This window comes from Pantoea sp. PNT03, assembly GCF_014852515.1.
GTDB lineage: Bacteria > Pseudomonadota > Gammaproteobacteria > Enterobacterales > Enterobacteriaceae > Pantoea > Pantoea leporis.
Window position 1 is genome coordinate 110,941 of the sequence record NZ_JACVBT010000008.1, and the last position, 22,125, is coordinate 133,065.

Genomic DNA, 22,125 nt, shown 5'->3' on the forward strand with positions numbered 1-22,125 from the left:
CGGACAATTTTAGCGGTTATTGATGATTTGCTCAATCTATACGCAAAGACATTTAGATGTCCAGATGTATTGACGTCTATGTGCGGAATGTTATCCTGTTGCTCTTCTTTTTCTTCAGGAACAGTAAGCACCATGACGCGTAAACAGGCAACCATCGCAGTACGTAGCGGTTTGAATGATGACGAGCAATATGGCTGCGTTGTCCCACCGATTCATCTCTCCAGCACCTATAACTTCCTCGACTTCAATGAGCCGCGTGCGCATGACTATTCACGTCGTGGTAATCCAACGCGCGATGTGGTTCAGCGCGCGCTGGCTGAGTTGGAAGGTGGCGCAGGCGCGGTATTGACCAATACCGGCATGTCAGCGATTCATCTGGTGACAACCGTGTTCCTGAAGCCGGGCGATCTGCTGGTGGCGCCGCACGACTGTTACGGCGGCAGCTATCGCCTGTTCGATAGCCTGAGCAAGCGCGGCGCCTATCGCGTGAAGTTTGTCGATCAGGGCGATAAAGCGGCGCTGGCCGCTGCTCTGGCCGAGAAGCCAAAACTGGTGCTGGTTGAAAGCCCAAGTAATCCATTGTTGCGTGTGGTCGATATCGCCAGCATCTGCGCCGCTGCGCGAGAAGCCGGTGCCATTAGCGTGGTGGACAACACCTTCCTCAGCCCGGCGCTGCAAAACCCGCTGGCGCTGGGTGCCGACTTGGTTGTTCACTCTTGCACCAAATACCTCAATGGTCACTCTGATGTGGTGGCGGGCGCGGTGATTTCTAAAGATCCAGCGATGGCCACCGATCTGGCGTGGTGGGCGAATAATATTGGTGTAACCGGCGCGGCGTTTGATAGCTACCTGCTGCTGCGAGGTTTGCGCACGCTGTCACCGCGCATCGCCGCCGCACAACGCAATGCATTGGCGATAGTTGATTACCTGAAGCAACAACCGCTGGTGAAAAAACTGTATCATCCGTCCCTGCCGGAAAATGCCGGTCATGAGTTTGCGGTACGTCAGCAGCGTGGTTTTGGTGCCATGCTGAGTTTCGAAATCGATGCCGATGAGGCTCGCCTGCGCCGCTTCCTGAAAGCGCTGCAGCTGTTCACGCTGGCCGAATCGCTGGGCGGCGTAGAAAGTTTGATTTCGCATACCGCGACCATGACGCATGCCGGCATGTCTGCAGAAGCGCGCGCGGCAGCGGGAATTTCGGAAACACTGCTGCGTATTTCTGTTGGGATTGAAGATCACGAAGATTTAATCGCCGATCTGGATAATGCATTCCGGATCGCAGCCGAGGAGTAATCATGACGAGTTCAGTGGGCGCGGGAACGCCGATCAAGCAGTTGCATAAATTTGGTGGCAGTAGCCTGGCCGACGCACGTTGCTATCAGCGCGTGGCCAGCATCATGGCGGATTACAGCCAGCCAGGCGACTTAATGGTGGTCTCTGCCGCAGGCAGCACCACTAACCAGTTGATCAGCTGGCTGAAATTGAGCCAGAGCGATCGCTTATCTGCCCATCAGGTGCAACAGGCTTTACGGCGTTTTCACAGCGAATTAATTGCTGCGCTGCTGCCTGCTGAATATGCCGAAACCCTGACGTCTTCCTTTATACGCGATCTGGAAAGACTGGCGGCGCTGCTCGATGGCACCATCACCGACGCGGTGTATGCCGAAGTGGTGGGGCATGGCGAAATCTGGTCAGCGCGCTTGATGGCTGCGGTTTTGAGCCAGCGCGAGATCGAAGCCGCCTGGCTGGATGCGCGTGACTTCTTGCGTGCTGAACGTGCGGCGCAGCCGCAGGTTGATGAAGGCAAATCCTGGCCGCTGCTGCAGGAGCTGTTAACACAGCATCCGCATAAGCGTTTGGTGGTGACCGGCTTTATCAGCCGCAGCGAAGCGGGTGAAACCGTGCTGCTTGGGCGTAACGGCTCGGACTACTCGGCAACGCAGATTGGTGCGCTGGCGGGCGTCGGTCGCGTGACCATCTGGAGCGATGTGGCAGGCGTTTACAGCGCCGATCCGCGTAAAGTCTCTGATGCGTGCCTGCTGCCGCTGCTGCGTCTTGATGAAGCCAGCGAGCTGGCGCGTCTGGCTGCGCCGGTGCTGCACACCCGCACCTTGCAGCCGGTTTCCAACAGCGACATCGATTTGCAGCTGCGTTGCAGCTATCAACCGGAGCAGGGCTCGACGCGCATTGAGCGCGTGCTAGCCTCCGGCACCGGCGCGCGAATCGTCACCAGCCACGATGATGTGTGTCTGGTGGAGATTCAAATTCCCGACAATCACGATTTCAAAACCCAGCAGAAAGAGATCGATCTGCTGCTGAAGCGCGCGCAGCTGCGTCCGCTGGCAATCGGCGTGCATCCCGATCGTCGCCTGCTGCAGCTGTGTTACACCTCGGAAGTGGTGAATAGCGCCTTCAACCTGTTGCAGGACGCCGCACTGCCGGGCCATCTGCAGCTGCGCGACGGCTTAGCGCTGGTGGCGCTGGTGGGCGCGGGCGTGACGCGTAATCCGCTGCATAGCCACCGCTTCTGGCAGCAGATCAAAGATCAGCCGGTGGAGTTTGTCTGGCAATCAGAAAATCACATCAGCATCGTGGCGGTACTGCGCGTCGGCCCGACGCAGCATCTGATTCAGGGACTGCATCAGTCGCTGTTCCGCGCAGAAAAACGCATCGGTTTGATGTTGTTCGGCAAAGGTAACATCGGTTCACGCTGGCTGGAGCTGTTTGCCCGCGAGCAGGAAACGCTGTCGGCACGTACAGGATTTGAATATGTACTGGCGGGCGTGGCAGACAGCAGCCGCAGTTTGCTGAGCTACGACGGTCTGGAAGCCAGCCGCGCATTGGCGTTCTTTGATGATGAAGCGGTCGAGCGCGATGAAGAGTCGCTGTTCCTGTGGATGCGTGCGCACCCGTTCGATGATTTAGTGGTGCTGGACGTCACCGCCAGCGAGCAGCTGGCGCAGCAGTATCATGATTTCGCCAGTCACGGCTTCCACGTTATCAGCGCCAACAAGGTTGCCGGTGCGTCGAGCGGTCAGAGCTGGCGTCAGGTGCGCGATGCTTTCGCCAAAACCGGTCGTCACTGGCTGTATAACGCCACCGTCGGTGCCGGTTTGCCGGTCAATCACACGGTGCGCGATTTACGCGAAAGCGGCGACAGCATTCTGGCGATCAGCGGCATCTTCTCCGGCACGCTGTCGTGGCTGTTCCTGCAATTTGACGGCACGGTGCCGTTTAGTGAGCTGGTCGATCAGGCGTGGCAGCAAGGCTTGACCGAACCTGACCCGCGCGTTGATTTGTCCGGGCAGGACGTAATGCGCAAGCTAGTGATTCTGGCGCGTGAAGCGGGCTACGACATCGAGCCGGATCAGGTGCGTGTCGAATCGCTGGTGCCGGCGATTTGCGACGGTGAGTCGATTGATCACTTCTTCGAAAACGCCGACGAGCTGAATGATCAGATGCTGCAGCGTCTGGAAGCGGCGCAAGAGATGGGCTTAGTGCTGCGTTACGTGGCGCGTTTCGATGCCAATGGCAAAGCGCGCGTCGGCGTGGAAGCGGTGCGCCCAGAGCATCCGCTGGCCGCGTTGCTGCCGTGCGATAACGTGTTTGCCATCGAAAGCCGCTGGTATCGCGATAATCCGCTGGTGATTCGCGGACCGGGCGCAGGCCGTGACGTTACGGCCGGCGCGTTGCAATCGGATATCAACCGCCTCGCACAGCTGCTGTAAACTGCCTCACTTTGCAGACGGCATCGTCCGTCTGCATTCTTCACCTTCCCCTCGCGCATCATGAAACGCTTTCACCTTGAGTGAAAATTTGTCACGCCTGTTCATTAATTTTCAGTTGACGCTAGCGTGCGAATCGTTCATTTTGTGCATCTGGACGTCTAAACGTATGGATGTTCGAAGGCCGCAAAACAATCGATATGTGATGACGAGGTATTAGGATGAGTTTCTTTCACGCCAATCAACGCGAAGCGTTGAACCAGAGCCTGGCTGAGCTGAACGGGCAAATTAATGTCTCTTTCGAATTTTTCCCGCCACGTACCAGCGAAATGGAAGAAACCCTGTGGAGCTCAATCGATCGATTGAGCAGCCTGAAGCCAAAATTCGTCTCCGTCACCTACGGTGCCAACTCGGGCGAGCGCGATCGTACACATAGCATCATCAAAGGCATCAAAGATCGTACCGGTCTGGAAGCCGCACCGCATCTGACCTGTATCGATGCCACGCGTGATGAGTTGCGCGGTATCGCGCGTGATTACTGGGATAGCGGCATTCGTCATATCGTGGCACTGCGCGGTGATTTACCGCCAGGCAGCGGCAAGCCGGAGATGTACGGTTCGGATTTGGTGGCGCTGCTGAAAGACGTTGGCGATTTTGACATCTCGGTGGCGGCCTATCCGGAAGTGCATCCCGAAGCGAAAAGCGCGCAGGCCGATCTGATTAACCTGAAACGCAAAATTGATGCCGGTGCTAACCGCGCCATCACCCAGTTCTTCTTCGATGTGGAAAGCTACCTGCGCTTCCGCGATCGCTGTGTCGCAACCGGTATCGACGTGGAGATCGTGCCGGGTATTTTGCCGGTCTCTAACTTCAAACAGCTACAACGCTTCGCTACCATGACCAATGTGCGGGTGCCGGGCTGGATGAGTGCAATGTTTGAAGGTCTGGATAACGATCCGGAAACGCGCAAAATGGTCGGTGCCAGCGTCGCCATGGACATGGTGAAAATCCTGTCGCGGGAAGGGGTGAAGGATTTTCATTTCTATACGCTGAACCGCGCCGAGTTGAGTTACGCCATTTGCCACACGCTGGGCGTGCGTCCGGCGATGGGAGGTTAATGCCCTCACCCTAACCCTCTCCCGCAAGCGGGCGAGGGAATGATTAGGTGGAGCAATGTAGTAACATCTGTGCTTGATCGGTTCCCTCTCCCGCCAGTGGGCGAGGGAAGGGTTAAATGGAGCAATGTAGTAACACCTGTGCTTGATCGGTTCCCTCTCCCGTCAGCGGGAGAGGGTTAGGGTGAGGGGAAAAATTAACCGGTATTACGCATACCCGCTGCAACACCCGCGATCGTCACCATCAGCGCTTGTTCTACACGCGCATCTGGCTCATCACCGCGCTCTTCCTGCGCACGTGAACGATGCAGCAGTTCAGCCTGCAACACGTTCAGTGGATCGGTATAAACGTTACGCAGCGCGATGGACTCAGCAATCCACGGTTGGTCAGCCATCAGATGGGCATCGTTAGCGATGGTCAACACCGCTTTGATATCCGCATCCAGCTGATCGCGCAGCTGCTTGCCGAGCGACCACAGTGATTTATCCACCAGACGCTGATCGTAGTACTCCGCCAGCCACAAATCGGCTTTCGAGAACACCATCTCCAGCATGCCAAGACGTGTGGCGAAGAATGGCCACTCGCGGCACATGTTCTCCAGCTCATCCTGATGACCTTCATCCATCGCTTTCTGCAATGCGGCACCCGCGCCCAGCCAGGCTGGCAGCATCAGGCGGTTCTGCGTCCAGGCGAAGATCCACGGAATGGCACGCAGCGATTCCACACCGCCGGTTGGGCGACGTTTAGCCGGACGTGAACCCAGCGGCAATTTGCCCAGCTCCTGCTCTGGCGTGGCTGAGCGGAAATAGGGCACGAAGTCCGGATTCTCTCGCACATAGCCGCGATACATCGCGCAGGAGTGCGCCGACAGACCATTCATGATCTCCTGCCATTCGCGCTTGGGTTCCGGCGGTGGCAGCAGGTTGGCTTCCAGAATCGCACCGGTATACAGCGACAGGCTGGCGATAGTGACTTCGGGCAAACCGTATTTGAAGCGAATCATCTCGCCCTGTTCGGTCACGCGCAGGCCACCTTTCAGGCTGCCCGGCGGTTGTGACAACAGCGCCGCATGGGCTGGCGCGCCGCCACGACCGATTGAGCCGCCGCGTCCGTGGAACAGCGTCAGCGTGATGCCCGCGCTTTCACAGGTTTTGATCAGTGCGTCCTGCGCCTGATATTGCGCCCAGCTGGCGGCCATCACGCCGGCATCTTTCGCTGAGTCGGAATAGCCAATCATCACCATCTGTTTGCCATTGATAAAGCCGCGATACCAGTCGATGTTCAGCAACTGTGTCATCACGTCGTTAGCGTTGTTCAGGTCATCAAGGGTTTCGAACAGCGGCGCAACCGGCATGGCGTAAGGAATGCCGGCTTCTTTCAGCAGCAGATGCACGGCCAGCACGTCCGACGGCGTTTTCGCCATGGAGATCACGTAGGAAGCAATTGAACCCTGCGGCGCTTCGGCCACCACTTTGCAGGTATCCAGCACTTCGCGCGTCTCATCGCCTGGTTCCCACTGATGCGGCAACAGCGGACGCTTGGAATTCAGTTCGCGAATCAGGAAGGCTTGTTTATCCGCTTCTGACCAGCTTTCGTAATCACCGAGGCCGAGATAGCGCGTTACTTCGGCAATCGCCTGGGTATGGCGGGTGCTCTCCTGACGGATATCGATACGCACCAGCGGCACGCCGAAACACTTCACGCGGCGCAGCGTGTCCAGCAGCTGACCATTGGCGATGATGCCCATGCCGCACTGCTGCAGAGATTGATAGATAGCGAACAGCGGATCCCACAGCTGATCGTTAGAGACCAGCAAATCGGCCGGACGCGGCAGGCGCTCGCCTTTAAGACGACGGCCAAGATAAGCCTGCGTGGTCATCAGCTGGCCGCGAAGGCGCTTCAGCACCATACGGTACGGCTCCAGCGCTTCCGCATCGCCGCACAGCTCGCGCACTTCGTCGCTGCATTCGGACATCGACAGCTCGGAAATCAGCACGCCGATATCGCGCAGGAACAGGTCCGCGGCCTTCCAGCGGCTCAGCTGCATCGCGTGGCGGGTAATCGGTGCGGTGACGTTCGGGTTGCCGTCACGGTCGCCGCCCATCCACGAGGTAAATTTAATCGGCACGAAATCGACCGGCAGCTTAATGCCAAAAGTCTCTTCCACTTGCTCATTCAGCTCACGCAGGAAGGCTGGCACGCCTTGCCACAGGCTGTTTTCCACCACGGCAAAGCCCCATTTGGCTTCATCGATCGGCGTTGGACGATATTTGCGGATTTCGTCGGTATGCCACGCTTGTGCCACCAGCTGGCGCAGACGGCGCATCACCTGGGTGCGTTCGTAGTCAGAGATATCGCTATGATCGAGTTGCTGCAAACAGCTGTTCACTTCGCCCAGCATATGGATCAGCGTGCGGCGGGTAATTTCGGTGGGGTGCGCAGTCAGCACCAGCTCCAGCGACAGCTCTTCAATCGACTGGCGGATCGCCGCTTCGCTGATATCGCCTTGCTGTTTCAGACGTTCGAAAGTCTTTTTCAGCAGTTCAGGATGGTTCGCGCCATCGCCGCTACGCGAAATGGTTTGATACTGTTCAGCGACGTTGGTGAGATTAAGGAACTGGCTAAACGCACGCGCCACCGGCAGCAGCTCGTCGTTCGACAGATTTTGCAGCGTGGTCAGCAGTTCCTGACGATGAGTGTCATTTCCCGCGCGGGATGACTTAGAGAGTTTACGGATGGTCTCCACCTGGTCGAGGATGTTCTCTCCTAGTGCATCCTTAATCGTATCCCCGAGCAGTTTGCCGAGCATACTGACATTACTTCGCATTGCGGAATATTGTTCGTTCATTGGACCCTGACACCCTTATCGTCTTTTTTAATACTCTTACGCCCAACGGGCATAACATCGTCTTTTATCTAGCCACGTATCTTCCTGCGCGTCAATTGCCTTAAATCTACGTAAATGTGCTGCTAAATGGCGGAAATTCAAAGAATTTGCTTGCATCGAAGCGAGATAAGTTATTCTTATTATCAAATCCCGAACAATGACGGGGCAATTTGCTGATTTAACAGTGAAATGCCCCATTTGTTGTTCATCAATGACAAAAATGCTGTACGACTTGGGTGATAAGCGCATGAGTCGGCTTGATAAATGCGGTATCAATAAACTCATCAGGTTGATGGGCTTGATTGATAGATCCCGGGCCTAATACCAGCGTTGGGCACAACTGCTGGATAAAAGGCGCTTCAGTGCAATAGTTCACCACTTCGGTTGGCACGCCCAGCAGCTTCTCCACCACTTGCACCAGCTCATGATCGGCCGAACATTCGTAGCCTGGAATCGGCGGATGCAGCTCGCCCACGGTAAGACGTCCCGGCCAGCGCGCACTTACCGGCGCCAGCGCGTCATTTAGCAGACCATCCAAATCGCTCAGGGTTAAGCCCGGCAGCGGACGAATATCCATGTGCAATTCACAGCAGGCGCAGATGCGGTTGGCCGCGTCGCCACCATGAATATGACCAAAGTTCATGGTTGGATAAGGAATGGCAAAACCATCATGGTTGTAACGCTCTTTCAGCGTGTTACGCAGCTGCATCAGCTGGGTAATGGATTCATGCATCAGTTCAATGGCGTTAACGCCGCGCGACGGATCGCTGGAGTGGCCTGATTGCCCCTGAATACGAATCACATTCGATAGATGACCTTTATGCGCGCGCACCGGCTTAAGTGAGGTGGGCTCGCCGATGATGGCGCAATCCGGACGCAATTGGGTGGATTCAGAGAAATACTTCGCGCCCGCCATGGTGGTCTCTTCGTCGGCGGTGGCGAGGACGTAGAGCGGCTTGCTGAGTTTGGTCACGTCAACGTCACGCAGCGCATCCAGAATAAAGGCGAAGAAGCCTTTCATGTCGGCGGTGCCGAGGCCGTACAGCTTGTTGTCGTGTTCGGTCAGCGTGAACGGATCGCGCGTCCAGCGGCCATCATCGTAAGGCACAGTGTCGGTATGACCCGCCAATAACAAGCCGCCTGCGCCCAATCCGCTGCGCGCCAGCATGTTAAATTTATGCCGCGTGCCAGGCACCGGCTGCACTTCGACACTGAAGCCAATATCGCGGAACCAGCCGGCCAGCAAATTGATTAAAGTTTCATTACTCTGATCCAGTGCGCTATCGGTTGCGCTGATTGATGGCGTGGCAATCAACTGGCGGTAGAGTTCGATAAAAGGTGGTAATTTTGTCTTCACTGTTGACGGTCCTTGGGTTAGGATGTATCAATATTCATGCATTAATAGTGAATAAAAATACAATAACGTCGCTTGCATGTGAAGCATCAAATCTTCCGCAAACGGCATTCTGGGCAACGGGGCAAGGCCGCGACCCGATACGTGTGACTGTAATAAGGTATACAGCCTGATGTTGAATACGCTGATCGTTGGTGCCAGTGGTTACGCTGGCGTAGAGCTTGCCACCTACCTGAATCGCCATCCGCATATGAACATAACCGCTTTGGCGGTTTCAGCGCAAAGCCCGGATGCTGGAAAGTTATTGTCGGATTTGCATCCGCAGCTCAAAGGCATTGTCGATTTGCCGCTGCAGCCGCTGAGCGACGCCGCTGAATGGGCCGACAAAGTGGATGTGGTGTTCCTCGCCACGGCTCACGAAGTCAGCCACGATCTGGCACCTGAATTCCTCAAAGCTGGTTGCGTGGTGTTCGATCTCTCCGGCGCGTTCCGCGTAAACGACGATGCGTTCTATACGCAATATTACGGTTTCAGCCATCAGCATCAGGATTGGCTGGACAAGGCGGTTTACGGCCTGGCCGAATGGCAGCACGACAAAATCAAAGACGCAGAGCTGGTTGCGGTGCCGGGTTGCTACCCAACCGCAGCCCAACTTTCGCTGAAACCGCTGATCGCAGCGGGCCTGCTTAACGATGCACAGTGGCCGGTGATTAACGCCACCAGCGGCGTGAGCGGCGCAGGGCGCAAAGCCAACGTTGGCACCAGCTTCTGTGAAGTGAGCTTGCAGCCGTACGGCCTGTTTAATCATCGTCATCACCCGGAAATTGTGGCGCATCTCGGTACGCCGGTGATCTTCACGCCACATCTGGGCAGCTTCCCACGCGGGATTTTATCGACCACCACTTGCCGCCTGAAAGCGGGCGTGACGCAGCAGGATGTGGCGGATGCCTTCCATAACGCTTACCACGACAAACCGCTGGTGCGCGTCTATGACAAAGGCGTACCGGCGCTGAAAGCGGTGGTCGGTTTGCCGTTCTGCGACATCGGCTTCGCCATGCAAGGCGAGCACCTGATTGTGGTGGCTGCCGAAGATAACCTGCTGAAAGGCGCCTCATCGCAGGCGGTTCAGTGTTTAAACATTCGTTTCGGCTTCCCCGAAACGCTGTCTTTGATTTAACGAACGGATAACGCAATGAATCCATTAATCATTAAACTGGGTGGCGTGCTGCTGGATAGCGAAGAAGCGCTGGCCCGTCTGTTTGATGCCCTGCTGGCGTACCGCAATGAACATCAGCGTCCGCTGATCATTGTGCACGGCGGCGGTTGCGTGGTGGACGAGCTGATGAAGAAGCTCGCGCTGCCGGTGAAAAAGAAGAACGGTTTGCGCGTGACGCCAGCCGATCAGATTGACATTATTACCGGTGCGTTAGCCGGTACCGCCAACAAAACGCTGCTGGCGTGGGCGAAGAAATATGGCATCGGCGCGGTGGGTTTGTGCCTCGGCGATGCCGGTCTGGTCAACGTGGCGCAGTTCGATGAAGAGCTGGGACACGTTGGCAACGCGACGCCGGGCAATCCGGCGCTGGTGAACACGCTGCTGGCGGCGGGCTACATGCCGGTGATCAGCTCAATCGGTATCACCGATGGCGGCGAGTTGATGAACGTCAACGCCGACCAGGCGGCAACCGCGCTGGCTGCGACCATCGGTGCCGATTTGGTGCTGTTGTCTGATGTCAGCGGTATTCTCGACGGCAAAGGTCAGCGCATCGAAGAGATGACCGCCGCGAAAGCGGAGCAGCTGATTGCGCAGGGCATCATCACCGATGGCATGATCGTGAAAGTGAACGCGGCGCTTGATGCCGCCCGCACGCTCGGTCGCCCGGTCGATATCGCCAGCTGGCGTCATGCTGAACAACTGCCAACCCTTTTCAACGGCGTGTCGATTGGCACCCGGATTCTCGCATAATCAAGGATTAAGACATGAGCACGCAAAACATCAAAAAAATCGTTCTGGCCTACTCCGGCGGTCTGGATACTTCAGCCATCATTCCATGGTTGAAAGAGAACTATGGCGGCTGTGAAGTGGTGGCGTTCGTGGCGAACATTGGCCAGGATCCAGCCGATCTGGAAGGCGTTGAGAAGAAAGCGCTGCAGTCAGGTGCGTCTGAGTGCCACGTGGTTGACCTGCGTGAAGCGTTCATCAGTGAATACGTGTATCCGGTTCTGCAGACTGGCGCCCTGTACGAAGGCACTTATCTGCTGGGTACGTCTATGGCGCGTCCGATTATCGCTAAAGCCCAGGTTGAGCTGGCGCTGAAAGTGGGCGCAGATGCGCTGTGCCACGGCGCAACCGGTAAAGGTAACGATCAGGTGCGTTTCGAAACCACCTACACCGCGCTGGCGCCACAACTGAAAGTGGTTGCGCCATGGCGTGAGTGGGACCTGCGTTCACGTGAAGCGCTGCTGGATTACCTGAAAGAGCGCAATATCCCGACCACCGCGTCACTGGAAAAAATCTACAGCCGTGATGAGAACGCATGGCACATCTCTACCGAAGGCGGCGTGCTGGAAAGCCCAGCCAATGCACCGAACAAAGATTGCTGGGTGTGGACCGTTGATCCGCTGGAAGCGCCCGATCAGCCAGAAAATGTCACGGTCACCGTGGAGAAAGGTCGCGTGGTGGCGGTGAACGGCGAGACGCTGAGCCCGTTCCAGTGCCTGGAAAAACTCAACGTGCTGGGTGCGAAACACGGCGTCGGCCGTATCGACATCGTGGAAAACCGTCTGGTAGGCATCAAGTCCCGCGGCTGCTACGAAACTCCAGGCGGCACCATCATGGTTAACGCGCTGCGTGCGGTTGAACAGCTGGTGCTGGATCGCGATAGCTTCAAATGGCGTGAGCAGCTGGGCCATGAAATGTCTTACGTGGTTTACGATGGTCGCTGGTTCGCGCCGCTGCGTAAATCTATCCAGGCCGCTGCTGAATCATTGGCAGAAGAGGTGAATGGCGAAGTGGTACTGCAGCTGTATAAAGGCCAGGCCACGGCGATTCAGAAAACCTCTGCTAACAGCCTGTACTCAGAAGAGTTCGCCACCTTTGGCGAAGACGAAGTTTACGATCACCGTCACGCGGGCGGCTTTATCCGCTTGTTCTCACTCTCTTCACGCATTCGCGCGCTGAACGAGCAGAAGAAGTAATACCGCGGCAATCGACATATTTTGCAAGGGCGGCTTCGGGCCGCCTTTTCTATAACAGATTCAGGAGTAATGCAGATGGCACTTTGGGGCGGACGTTTTTCGCAGGCAGCAGACCAACGGTTCAAACAGTTCAACGACTCGCTGCGTTTTGACTATCGCCTGGCCGAGCAGGACATTACCGGCTCGATTGCCTGGTCAAAAGCGCTGGTGACGGTCAACGTGCTGACCAATGAAGAGCAGCAACAGCTGGAAAGCGCGTTGAATGAACTGCTGGCCGAGGTACGCGCCAATCCTGAGCAGATTCTGCAAAGCGATGCGGAAGATATTCACAGCTGGGTGGAAGGCAAGCTGATCGATAAAGTCGGCGCGCTGGGCAAGAAATTGCACACCGGCCGTAGCCGTAACGATCAGGTCGCGACCGATCTGAAACTGTGGTGCAAAGAGCAGGTTGCCGTGCTGCTGGAGGCGACGCGTGAGCTGCAATCGGCGCTGGTCGCCACGGCACAAGCCAATCAGGACGCGGTGATGCCGGGTTACACGCACCTGCAGCGTGCGCAACCGGTGACGTTCGCGCATTGGTGCCTGGCGTACGTTGAGATGCTGGCGCGTGACGAGAGCCGTCTGCAGGATGCACTGAAGCGTATGGATGTCAGTCCGCTGGGTTGCGGCGCGCTGGCGGGTACCGCCTACGAGATCGATCGTCAGCAGCTGGCCGGCTGGTTAGGTTTTGCCTCTGCCACGCGTAACAGCCTCGATACCGTTTCCGATCGCGATCACGTGCTCGAGCTGCTGTCAGACGCCTCGATTGGCATGGTGCATCTGTCGCGCTTTGCTGAAGACCTGATCTTCTTCAACACCGGTGAAGCGGGCTTCCTTGAGCTGTCGGATAAAGTCACTTCCGGATCGTCGTTGATGCCGCAGAAGAAAAACCCGGATGCGCTGGAGCTGATCCGTGGCAAATGTGGCCGTGTGCAAGGTGCGCTGACCGGCATGATGATGACGCTGAAAGGCCTGCCGCTGGCGTACAACAAAGATATGCAGGAAGACAAAGAAGGGCTGTTCGATGCGCTGGATACCTGGCTCGACTGCCTGCATATGTCGGTGCTGGTGCTGGACGGCATTCAGGTAAAACGTCCGCGTTGCCAGGAAGCCGCTGAGCAGGGCTACGCCAACTCGACCGAGCTGGCCGATTATCTGGTGGCAAAAGGCGTTCCGTTCCGCGAAGCCCACCACATTGTGGGTGAAACCGTGGTGGAAGCGATCAAGCAAGGCGTGGCGCTGGAAGCGCTCACTCTAGCGCAGTTGAAGCAGTTCAGCGCGGTGATTGAGGATGACGTGTATCCAATTCTGTCGCTGCAATCCTGCCTGGATAAGCGTAATGCGCAAGGTGGTGTCGCTCCTCAACAGGTCGCCTTCGCCATCAGCGAAGCGCAGAAGCGCTTGGGTTAAAAGCTATGCGCATTAGATTGCGCCGCTGCGGTATATGCAGGAATGCGTAGCGGCGCGATTTATCGCGCTCTGTTGATATCCAGCAGGCGAGCGACAAGCAAAAAAAAGCGGGCACCTCTTCGGTAGCCCGCCAACCTCTAGCTTCGGAATTACATTTTGTTATAGGCACATCATCAAGGGCAGGCCACTCCCGGCCAGCACAGTGATTGGTTTTAAGCAGTTTGCAGGTTCTGCTCCAGATCATTTGATGCGCGCATTATTCCCGCTCACGCCTTGATAGGGCCAATCGTTCATTGCTATTCTATCTATCGCCACGGGCTATCGTGGTTTGGAGGATTTCAATGAATATTCGTGATCTCGAATACCTGGTTTCACTTGCGGAGCATCGCCATTTCCGGCGTGCAGCTGACGCATGTCATGTCAGCCAACCTACCTTAAGTGGACAGATTCGTAAGCTGGAAGATGAACTTGGCGTGATGCTGCTGGAGCGAACCAGCCGTAAGGTGTTGTTTACTCAGGCTGGACTGTTGCTGGTGGATCAAGCGCGAACCGTGCTGCGCGAAGTGAAAGTGCTGAAGGAGATGGCGAGCCAGCAAGGCGAAGCGATGTCTGGACCGCTGCACATTGGTTTGATTCCAACCACCGGGCCGTATCTGCTGCCGCACATCATTCCGATGCTGCACAAAACCTTCCCCAAACTCGAAATGTACCTGCATGAAGCGCAGACGCAGCAACTGCTGGCACAGCTCGACAGCGGTAAGCTGGATTGCGCCATCGTGGCGTTGGTGAAAGAGAGTGAAGCCTTTATTGAGGTGCCGCTGTTTGATGAGCCAATGACGCTAGCGGTGTATGCCGATCATCCGTGGCGCGATCGCGATCGCGTGCCGATGTCGGATCTGGCCGGTGAGAAATTACTGATGCTGGAAGATGGGCACTGCCTGCGCGATCAGGCGATGGGCTTCTGCTTCGAAGCCGGTGCCGATGAAGATACGCACTTCCGCGCCACCAGCCTGGAAACGCTGCGCAACATGGTTGCCGCTGGTAGCGGCATTACCTTGTTACCTGCGTTGTCCGTGCCGAATGAACGCGAACGTGATGGCGTCTGCTATTTACCGTGTTACAAGCCGGTGCCGCAGCGCACCATCGCGTTGGTCTATCGTCCAGGATCGCCTCTGCGCAGCCGCTATGAGCAGTTGGCAGAAGCAATCAAAACCCACATGAAGGGTTATCTGGATACCTCGTTAAAACAGGCGGTTTAAGCCGTTTAACGCTGCCACGCGATAGGCTTCGGCCATGGTGGGATAGTTGAAGGTGGTATTCACGAAGTACTCAATCGTGTTGCCGCCGTTCTTCTGTTCCATGATGGCCTGGCCGATGTGAATGATCTCCGCAGCACGCTCGCCAAAGCAGTGAATCCCTAAAATCTCTTTGGTTTCGCGGTGGAACAGTATCTTAAGGCTGCCGACGTGCATGCCAACAATCTGCGCACGCGCCAGATGTTTAAACTGCGCACGACCCACTTCATACGGCACTTTCATCGCCGTCAGCTGCTGTTCGGTTTTACCCACTGAGCTGATCTCCGGAATGGTGTAAATCCCGGTTGGAATATCTTCGATCAGATGTGCGGTGGCTTCACCTTTGATGATCGCCTGCGCGGCAATGCGACCCTGATCGTAAGCAGCAGAAGCCAGGCTTGGATAACCAATCACGTCGCCGACCGCGTAAATATGCGGCAGCGCAGTTTGATACATGCTGTTCACCTTCAGCAGGCCACGACCATCCGCTTCCAGTCCGACGTTTTCCAGCGCCAGTGAATCGGTGTTACCGGTTCGACCGTTTGCGTACAGCAGGCAATCGGCTTTCACTTTTTTGCCCGATTTAAGGTGAATAATCACCCCGTCATCAACGCCTTCAATCTTCTCGAACTCTTCGTTGTGACGAATCACCACGCCGCTGTTCCAGAAGTGATAGGAGAGGGAATCTGACATCTCCTGATCGAGGAATGCCAGCAGACGGTCGCGGGTGTTGATCAGGTCAACCTTGACGTTCAGGCCGCGGAAAATCGAGGCATATTCACAGCCAATTACGCCGGCGCCATAAATGATGACGTGGCCAGGTTCATGATGCAGGTTGAGGATGGAGTCGGAATCGTAAACGCGCGGATGGGTGAAATCGACATCCGCGGGATGATACGGACGAGAACCGCAGGCGATCACGAATTTCGCCGCGGTTAAGCGCTCGCGGGTGCCGTCGGGTTGTTCCACTTCGATGGTGTTGGCATCAACAAATCGGGCATCGCCCTGATAAAGTTCACAGCGGTTGCGCTCGTAGAAGCCCTGACGCATCGCGGTTTGCTGACTGATCACGTTCTCGGTGTGGTTGAGAATGTCGGCGAATGAGGAGCGCAGGAGGCGAGTGTGATCGCTGTAAAGTGGGTTTTGATTGAACTCGATGATACGGCTAACAGCGTGACGCAGGGCTTTGGAAGGGATGGTTCCCCAGTGTGTACAACCGCCGCCGATGTTGTGGTAGCGTTCGATCACTGCAATACGCGCTCCCTGCTTCACCAGCCCCATCGCCGCACCTTCGCCGCCCGGACCGGAGCCAATCACAATGGCATCGTAATCGTAAGACTTTTGCATACCAGTACGTCCTATTTTTTTATCACATTTTTACAACGAGATTCTAACATCTCGCCGCGCACATCTGAATTCTAACAGCGTAAATTGCTGAAGTTTGACAAAGCGTGAGGTTCACAGGCGTTCACAAAGTTTGCACCGCTGTACGCTGAAAAGTTTGTTATAGTGCCTGCCAAATCACCTAAAAGGCCGGGAAAATGGGCGTCAGAGCGCTACAAAAAGAACGTACACGACGTTCACTGATTGAAGCTGCCTTCAGTCAGTTAAGTGCAGAAAGGAGTTTTGCCAGCCTGAGTTTGCGCGAAGTTGCACGCGAAGCGGGGATTGCGCCGACCTCATTTTATCGTCACTTCCGCGATGTCGATGAGCTGGGGCTGACCATGGTGGACGAAAGCGGCTTGATGCTGCGCCAGTTAATGCGTCAGGCGCGCCAGCGTATTGCCAAGGGTGGCAGCATTATTAAAACCTCGGTGGCAACTTTTATGGAGTTCATCGGGAACAATCCCAACGCTTTTCGGCTCTTACTACGCGAGCGCTCCGGAACCTCGGCGGCCTTTCGTGCCGCAGTCGCGCGTGAGATTCAGCACTTCATCGCCGAACTGGCCGATTATCTTGAATTAGAAAATCGCATGCCGCGCAGCTTCACCGAAGCGCAGGCCGAAGCCATGGTGACGATTGTGTTTAGCGCGGGTGCCGAAGCGCTGGACGTTGATATTGAGCAGCGCCGTAAGCTTGAGGATCGATTAGTGCTGCAGCTGCGCATGATCGCCAAAGGCGCTTATTACTGGTATCGCCGCGAGCAAGAGCGTCTGGCGGTTACCCTGGAAAAACCCGAAGAGTAATGTGATAAGGATAATGAAATGATTGAGCAAAACCCACGCGATAAAGGAACGCTTTTATTGGCTTTTATCACCGGTTTAGCGATCAACGGCTCCTTTTCGGTGCTGTTCAGCACGTTTGTTCCCTTTTCGATATTCCCGCTGATTGCTCTTGGCCTCGCGGCCTGGTGTTTGCATCAGCGTTATCTCAACCGCAATATGCCAGACGGCATGCCTTCACTGGCGGCGGCGTTCTTCCTGCTGGGTATTTTGGTTTATAGCGCGCTGGTGCGGGCTGAATATCCGGATATCGGCTCTAACTTCATCCCGACGATTCTGATGGTGGCGCTGGTGTTCTGGATTGGTATGCGTTTTCGCCGCGCGAAGAGCAAGCAGTGAAAAAACGGGAACCTTGGGGTTCCCGTTGTTGTTTAGGCCTTGCGCGTCAGCAGCACGCCGCATTCCATATGATGGGTATACGGGAACTGATCGAACAGCGCCAGACGCGTGACATCATGCGTTTCTCCCAGCACCGCGAGGTTGTCGCACAGCGTTTGCGGGTTGCAGGAGATATAAATGATGCGCGGATAGGCCTGCACCATCTTCACAGTTTCCTCATCCAGCCCGCTACGTGGCGGATCAACAAAAATGGTTTCGCATTGGTAGCTCTTCAGGTCGATGCCTTCTAAACGATTGAAGCTACGTACGCCCGTCATCGCCTGGGTAAACTCTTCAGCGGCCATACGAATAATCTGCACGTTATCAATATGGTTGGCGGCAATGTTGTATTGCGCGGACGCGACCGACGGCTTGGCAATTTCCGTGGCCAACACGCTGCGGAAGTTACGCGCCAGCGCCAGCGAGAAGTTGCCGTTACCGCAATAGAGTTCCAGCAGATCGCCGCGCGAATCCTGCGTGACGTCCAGCGCCCACTCCAGCATCTGAATATTCATCGCCGCGTTTGGCTGGGTGAAGCTGTTTTCCACCTGACGATAAATCATCTCTTTCCCCGCGACCGGCAGGCGCTCATCCACGTAATCGCGATCGAGGCAGATTTTGGTTTTGGTGGCGCGGCCGATCAGCTGCACGTCAAAGCCTTCGGCACGCAGGCTGTCGCGCAGGGCGCTGGCGGCGGCGGTCCACTCCTCTTCCAGCTTACGGTGATAGAGCAGCGAGATAACAATCTGGTTGCTCATCGTCGACAGGTAATCGATCTGGAACAGTTTGAAACGCAGCGCGCGGTTGTCACGGATCGCCGCGATCAGTTTTGGCATCAGCTGGTTGATCAATTCACTGGCCGCCGGGAATTGATCGACGCGGATTCGTTGCTTAGTCTGTTGATCAAAGATGATGTGGTAGAGATCGTCTCCGTCGTGCCAGATGCGGAATTCGGCACGCATCCGATAGTGGCTGACCGGCGAACGGAACACCTCCACGTCGGGCGCGGCAAAGGGCAACATCATCGCCTGTAAGCGGTTGACTTTTTCCGCCAGTTGCGCGTCGTATTGTTCAATTGGGAGCTGTTCGGGTGTCATCTTTAATCCTGGTAATAAGCTGGCTTGCCGGGCGATTGTAGGCATTCAACTGCTGATGTCCAGCCCTGCGGAAAACAAGATGGCTGGAAGTCTGGATTTCCGGCCTTCCTGGCCGTAGACTGCGCCTGCCGGCCTCCTTGAGTTAAAAGGGAATCCAGTGTGAATCTGGAGCTGACGCGCAGCGGTAAGGAATGTCGTGGTGATGGCAATTACAAACACTGTCCTGCCGGATGGGAAGTTTTTTCACCATTTATGATTCTCAGCCCGAAGACCTGCCGGTGTGACGTCGCAATACATACGACCATCGCGAGCTATTGGTCGTAGTCGTGCGGCATCCTGCTTCGTCTTTTGGATGCTATAACAATGAAAAAAACACACGCTTCGCTGTTTGCCTTCAGTGCAACGGCGTTGTCTCTCTGGGCGCAATTTGGCTTCGCCCAGCAGAATGATGATACGCAAATCGTTACCGCTAACCGCTTCGCGCAGCCGGTCTCGTCGGTGCTGGCTTCGACTTCTGTCGTCACCCGTGACGAGATCGATCAGTGGCAATCCAAGAACCTACTGGAAGTGTTACGCCGCTTGCCGGGCGTGGATATCGCGCAAAGCGGCGGCATTGGGCAAAGCGCTTCTATGTATGTACGTGGTTCGGAAGCGCGTCATACGCTGATTCTGGTTGACGGTGTGCCGTTCTCTAAGCCTGGCATTACCGGCGTTGCTGACTTCAACCAAATCCCTGTTTCCATCATCCAGCGCGTTGAGTTCATTCGTGGCCCGCGGTCTGCGGTTTACGGCGCAGATGCGATTGGCGGCGTGGTGAATGTCATTACGCAAAACCCGAATAATCAAAATTCTCTGACGGCTGGCTTTGGTTCAAAGGGCTATCAGGAATACAGCGGCGGCATCAATCAAAATGTCACGGACCAGACGCGCGTAACGGTGGCGGGCTCTTATCAGGCCACCAACGGCTACAACGTTCAGCCGGGCTCAACGTCTCCGACCGATCGCGATCGTGATGGCTGGCGCAATAAGGCGTTCTGGGCTGGCGTTGACCACAAGTTTAACGAGGCGTTTTCTGGCTTCTTCCGGGGTTACGGTTACGCCGCGAACTCAGATTACGATGCGGGTTATGTCGGTGGTCAGGATGAGCAACAGATCTATAATCACTCGTTTGATACCGGTCTGCGCTTTAATAAAGAGGAATACTCCTCGCAGCTGACCGCCAGTTATCAAAAGTACAAAATCTATAACTACGTTGGGTCTGATGGCCGCTATGCGGATTCCAATAGCCTGGATGACATGGAGCAGCGCAACCTGCAGTGGGGCAACACCTTTGCGGTGGGGCATGGCATGGTCAGCGCGGGTCTGGATTGGCAGCAGCAGAAACTGAGCTCGGTTGGACAACTCTATTCTGGCGCACCGCGTGACGAAGATGGTTACAAGCAAGACAACACCGGTGCTTACCTGACGGCTCAGCAGCAGTTTGGCAATGTTACGCTTGAAGGTTCGGCGCGTGGCGATGATAACCAGGACTTCGGCCGTCATGGCACCTGGCAAACGGCTGCGGGTTGGGAGTTTGTGCCGGGTTACAAGGCATCACTCTCTTACGGCACGGGTTTCCAGGCGCCGACGTTAGGCCAGCTATATGGTCTGAAGCGCTTTGGTATTAGCTCTAATCCCGATCTCAATCCTGAGAAATCAAAACAGTGGGAAGCCGCGCTGGAAGGTTTAACCGGTCCGGTTAATTGGCGTGTTGCTGCGTATCACAATAAAGTCAGCAATCTCATTACCTATGCTTCTGATCCTGTGACTTTTGAGGGCGGCTATTACAATGAAAAAGCCGTTACGCTGAAAGGTATTGAAGCCACCGCTGATTTTGATACCCGCTTCCTTCATCACCAGATCACCTTGGGTTATCTGGATGCGCGTCGTGATTCAGATGGTGAAACGCTGGCGCGTCGTGCGCGTGAGCAGGCCAAATATCAGCTGGGTATGACGGTGTATGACTTTGATATTGATGTCATCTACCAGTACTTCGGTAAGCGCTACGATAACAACACCAGCGAATATGCCAGCGAGCAGCGTCGTTTATCGAGTTACAGCACGGTAGATCTCGCGGTCTCGTATCCGGTCACATCACAGCTCACCGTTCGTGGTAGAATTGCCAACTTGTTCGATAAAGATTATGAGACAGCGTATGGCTATCCAACTCCAGGAACGGAGTACTACCTCAGCGCCAGCTACAGCTTCTGATCTGCGTCCCACCGTGCTGGTGTTTGACTCCGGCGTGGGTGGGCTCTCCGTTTATGATGAGGTCCGGCATTTACTGCCGGATCTTCACTATCTCTACGCCTTTGATAATGAAGGGTTTCCGTACGGCGAAAAATCCGAAGACTTTATTGTCGAGCGCGTGGTGGCGGTGGTGACGGCTATCACTCAGCGTTTCCCGCTTGCGTTGGTGATCATTGCTTGTAACTCGGCCAGCACCATCTCTTTGCCAGCTCTGCGTGAACGTTTCGAATTCCCGGTTGTGGGTGTGGTGCCTGCGATAAAACCTGCTGCGCGTCTGACGCGTAACGGCGTAGTGGGATTGCTGGCCACGCGCGGCACGGTGAAACGTCCTTATACCCATGAGTTAGTGGCGCAATTTGCCCGTGACTGCAAAATCGAAATGCTCGGCTCTGCTGAGCTGGTGGAGCTGGCGGAAGCCAAGCTGCATGGCGAAGATGTTGAGCTCGCTGATGTACGCCGTGCTGTGCAACCCTGGCTACGGATGAAAGAGCCACCTGATACCGTGGTTCTCGGATGTACGCATTTCCCTTTACTACGTGATGAGCTGCAATTGGTGCTACCGGAAGGGACAAGGCTGGTGGATTCGGGCGCGGCGATTGCGCGTCGTACCGTTTGGTTATTAGAGCATGAAGCACCGCAGGCAGTTTCATCCGGTCAGAATTTAGCGTTCTGTACGCGTATAGATGATGAAGTGACGAAATTGTCACCAATTTTGCAGCGTTATGGCTTCCCGTTGCTGGAAAAATTAGCAGTTTAGTGGCATTTCGACGAAAAAATCAGCACTCGGAAATTAATTTGAAATTAGCGCTTGTCAGCTCCGAAGAAATCCCTATACTGCGCCTCCACTGACACGGAACAACGGCTTACGAAGCGAAGTGTTCAGGAGGTGGTCTTCAAGGCAACCTTCAGAAAAGCAAAAATAAATGCTTGACTGAGAATGCGGAAAGCGTAATATACGCATCCCGCGCCGCTAGAGAAATCGCGGCATGCTCTTTAACAATTTATCAGACAATCTGTGTGGGCACTCGCAGGATTGATATCCGCGTCTCCGGACGCAAAAAAATATCAAAGCCTCACGAGTGAACACATAATGAAATTCATTATGACGTTTTACA

16 protein-coding genes and 1 riboswitch are annotated in these 22,125 nt (G+C 55.5%); of the genes, 12 read left to right on the forward strand and 4 right to left on the reverse strand.

Annotation, left to right across the window (positions count from 1 at the left end):
• Positions 1 to 132: 132 nt before the first annotated feature.
• The 3 genes from metB to metF all read left to right on the forward strand — a co-directional run bounded on the left by metB (position 133) and on the right by metF (position 4,843).
• Positions 133 to 1,293, forward strand: coding sequence for a cystathionine gamma-synthase (gene metB / locus IB226_RS22545; protein ID WP_008109665.1), 1,161 nt, complete (start codon positions 133 to 135; stop codon positions 1,291 to 1,293).
• A gap of 2 nt (positions 1,294 to 1,295) precedes the next feature.
• Positions 1,296 to 3,728 (forward strand): bifunctional aspartate kinase/homoserine dehydrogenase II, encoded by a 2,433-nt coding sequence (locus tag IB226_RS22550; protein ID WP_192237045.1) that lies wholly within the window; start codon positions 1,296 to 1,298, stop codon positions 3,726 to 3,728.
• 218 nt (positions 3,729 to 3,946) lie between these two features.
• Positions 3,947 to 4,843: a methylenetetrahydrofolate reductase gene (gene metF / locus IB226_RS22555; RefSeq protein WP_110868177.1), complete on the forward strand. Its 897-nt coding sequence runs from the start codon at positions 3,947 to 3,949 to the stop codon at positions 4,841 to 4,843.
• Positions 4,844 to 5,037: 194 nt separating this feature from the next.
• Here metF and ppc read toward each other — a convergent pair whose 3' ends face one another.
• Both ppc and argE read right to left on the reverse strand, forming a co-directional pair.
• Positions 5,038 to 7,689 carry a phosphoenolpyruvate carboxylase gene (gene ppc, locus IB226_RS22560; protein ID WP_101760638.1) on the reverse strand — a complete coding sequence of 884 codons (2,652 nt, stop codon included), beginning with the start codon at positions 7,687 to 7,689 and terminating at the stop codon, positions 5,038 to 5,040.
• A gap of 247 nt (positions 7,690 to 7,936) precedes the next feature.
• Positions 7,937 to 9,085: an acetylornithine deacetylase gene (gene argE / locus IB226_RS22565; protein ID WP_192237046.1), complete on the reverse strand. Its 1,149-nt coding sequence runs from the start codon at positions 9,083 to 9,085 to the stop codon at positions 7,937 to 7,939.
• Between the two features lie 169 nt (positions 9,086 to 9,254).
• On the opposite strand from argE, the gene argC reads away from it, so the two are divergent.
• The 5 genes from argC (at position 9,255) to oxyR (ending at position 14,988) form a co-directional block, all read left to right on the forward strand.
• Complete coding sequence (gene argC / locus IB226_RS22570) at positions 9,255 to 10,259, forward strand: N-acetyl-gamma-glutamyl-phosphate reductase (RefSeq protein WP_110868176.1); 1,005 nt, start codon at positions 9,255 to 9,257, stop codon at positions 10,257 to 10,259.
• A gap of 15 nt (positions 10,260 to 10,274) precedes the next feature.
• Positions 10,275 to 11,048, forward strand: coding sequence for an acetylglutamate kinase (gene argB, locus IB226_RS22575; protein WP_007885411.1), 774 nt, complete (start codon positions 10,275 to 10,277; stop codon positions 11,046 to 11,048).
• A gap of 14 nt (positions 11,049 to 11,062) precedes the next feature.
• Positions 11,063 to 12,280, forward strand: coding sequence for an argininosuccinate synthase (locus IB226_RS22580; protein ID WP_101760634.1), 1,218 nt, complete (start codon positions 11,063 to 11,065; stop codon positions 12,278 to 12,280).
• A gap of 75 nt (positions 12,281 to 12,355) precedes the next feature.
• Positions 12,356 to 13,729, forward strand: a complete 1,374-nt coding sequence (gene argH / locus IB226_RS22585) for an argininosuccinate lyase (protein WP_101760728.1) — start codon at positions 12,356 to 12,358, stop codon at positions 13,727 to 13,729.
• 341 nt (positions 13,730 to 14,070) lie between these two features.
• Positions 14,071 to 14,988, forward strand: coding sequence for a DNA-binding transcriptional regulator OxyR (gene oxyR / locus IB226_RS22590; protein WP_008109652.1), 918 nt, complete (start codon positions 14,071 to 14,073; stop codon positions 14,986 to 14,988).
• On the opposite strand, the gene sthA is transcribed toward oxyR, so the two are convergent.
• A complete protein-coding gene (sthA, locus tag IB226_RS22595) occupies positions 14,971 to 16,371 on the reverse strand; it encodes a Si-specific NAD(P)(+) transhydrogenase (protein WP_101760632.1) in 1,401 nt (466 codons plus the stop codon). The two genes, oxyR and sthA, sit on opposite strands and share 18 nt — an antisense overlap.
• A 194-nt stretch (positions 16,372 to 16,565) precedes the next feature.
• Between sthA and fabR the strand changes: the two genes are divergently transcribed.
• Together fabR and IB226_RS22605 are read left to right on the forward strand one after the other, a co-directional pair.
• Positions 16,566 to 17,210 (forward strand): HTH-type transcriptional repressor FabR, encoded by a 645-nt coding sequence (gene fabR / locus IB226_RS22600; protein WP_008109648.1) that lies wholly within the window; start codon positions 16,566 to 16,568, stop codon positions 17,208 to 17,210.
• An 18-nt stretch (positions 17,211 to 17,228) separates the two neighbouring features.
• Entirely contained in the window at positions 17,229 to 17,585 is a 357-nt protein-coding gene (locus tag IB226_RS22605; protein WP_061720276.1) for a YijD family membrane protein, read from the forward strand.
• 32 nt (positions 17,586 to 17,617) lie between these two features.
• Here IB226_RS22605 and trmA read toward each other — a convergent pair whose 3' ends face one another.
• A complete protein-coding gene (trmA, locus tag IB226_RS22610) occupies positions 17,618 to 18,721 on the reverse strand; it encodes a tRNA (uridine(54)-C5)-methyltransferase TrmA (protein WP_192237047.1) in 1,104 nt (367 codons plus the stop codon).
• Positions 18,722 to 18,833: 112 nt separating this feature from the next.
• A riboswitch (cobalamin riboswitch) is annotated at positions 18,834 to 19,016 on the forward strand.
• A 68-nt stretch (positions 19,017 to 19,084) separates the two neighbouring features.
• On the opposite strand from trmA, the gene btuB reads away from it, so the two are divergent.
• Together btuB and murI are read left to right on the forward strand one after the other, a co-directional pair.
• Positions 19,085 to 20,971, forward strand: a complete 1,887-nt coding sequence (gene btuB / locus IB226_RS22615; RefSeq protein ID WP_192237048.1) for a TonB-dependent vitamin B12 receptor BtuB — start codon at positions 19,085 to 19,087, stop codon at positions 20,969 to 20,971.
• Positions 20,916 to 21,767, forward strand: a complete 852-nt coding sequence (murI, locus tag IB226_RS22620) for a glutamate racemase (RefSeq protein WP_192237049.1) — start codon at positions 20,916 to 20,918, stop codon at positions 21,765 to 21,767. Before btuB ends, murI begins: the two co-directional genes overlap by 56 nt.
• Positions 21,768 to 22,125 lie beyond the last annotated feature (358 nt).

Coding starts and splice junctions, on each gene's coding strand:
- metB (WP_008109665.1), top strand. CDS start 133: ATGACGCGTAAACAGGCAACCATCGCAGTACGTAGCGGTTTGAATGAT.
- IB226_RS22550 (WP_192237045.1), top strand. CDS start 1,296: ATGACGAGTTCAGTGGGCGCGGGAACGCCGATCAAGCAGTTGCATAAA.
- metF (WP_110868177.1), top strand. CDS start 3,947: ATGAGTTTCTTTCACGCCAATCAACGCGAAGCGTTGAACCAGAGCCTG.
- ppc (WP_101760638.1), bottom strand. CDS start 7,689: ATGAACGAACAATATTCCGCAATGCGAAGTAATGTCAGTATGCTCGGC.
- argC (WP_110868176.1), top strand. CDS start 9,255: ATGTTGAATACGCTGATCGTTGGTGCCAGTGGTTACGCTGGCGTAGAG.
- argB (WP_007885411.1), top strand. CDS start 10,275: ATGAATCCATTAATCATTAAACTGGGTGGCGTGCTGCTGGATAGCGAA.
- IB226_RS22580 (WP_101760634.1), top strand. CDS start 11,063: ATGAGCACGCAAAACATCAAAAAAATCGTTCTGGCCTACTCCGGCGGT.
- argH (WP_101760728.1), top strand. CDS start 12,356: ATGGCACTTTGGGGCGGACGTTTTTCGCAGGCAGCAGACCAACGGTTC.
- oxyR (WP_008109652.1), top strand. CDS start 14,071: ATGAATATTCGTGATCTCGAATACCTGGTTTCACTTGCGGAGCATCGC.
- sthA (WP_101760632.1), bottom strand. CDS start 16,371: ATGCAAAAGTCTTACGATTACGATGCCATTGTGATTGGCTCCGGTCCG.
- fabR (WP_008109648.1), top strand. CDS start 16,566: ATGGGCGTCAGAGCGCTACAAAAAGAACGTACACGACGTTCACTGATT.
- IB226_RS22605 (WP_061720276.1), top strand. CDS start 17,229: ATGATTGAGCAAAACCCACGCGATAAAGGAACGCTTTTATTGGCTTTT.
- trmA (WP_192237047.1), bottom strand. CDS start 18,721: ATGACACCCGAACAGCTCCCAATTGAACAATACGACGCGCAACTGGCG.
- btuB (WP_192237048.1), top strand. CDS start 19,085: ATGAAAAAAACACACGCTTCGCTGTTTGCCTTCAGTGCAACGGCGTTG.
- murI (WP_192237049.1), top strand. CDS start 20,916: ATGGCTATCCAACTCCAGGAACGGAGTACTACCTCAGCGCCAGCTACA.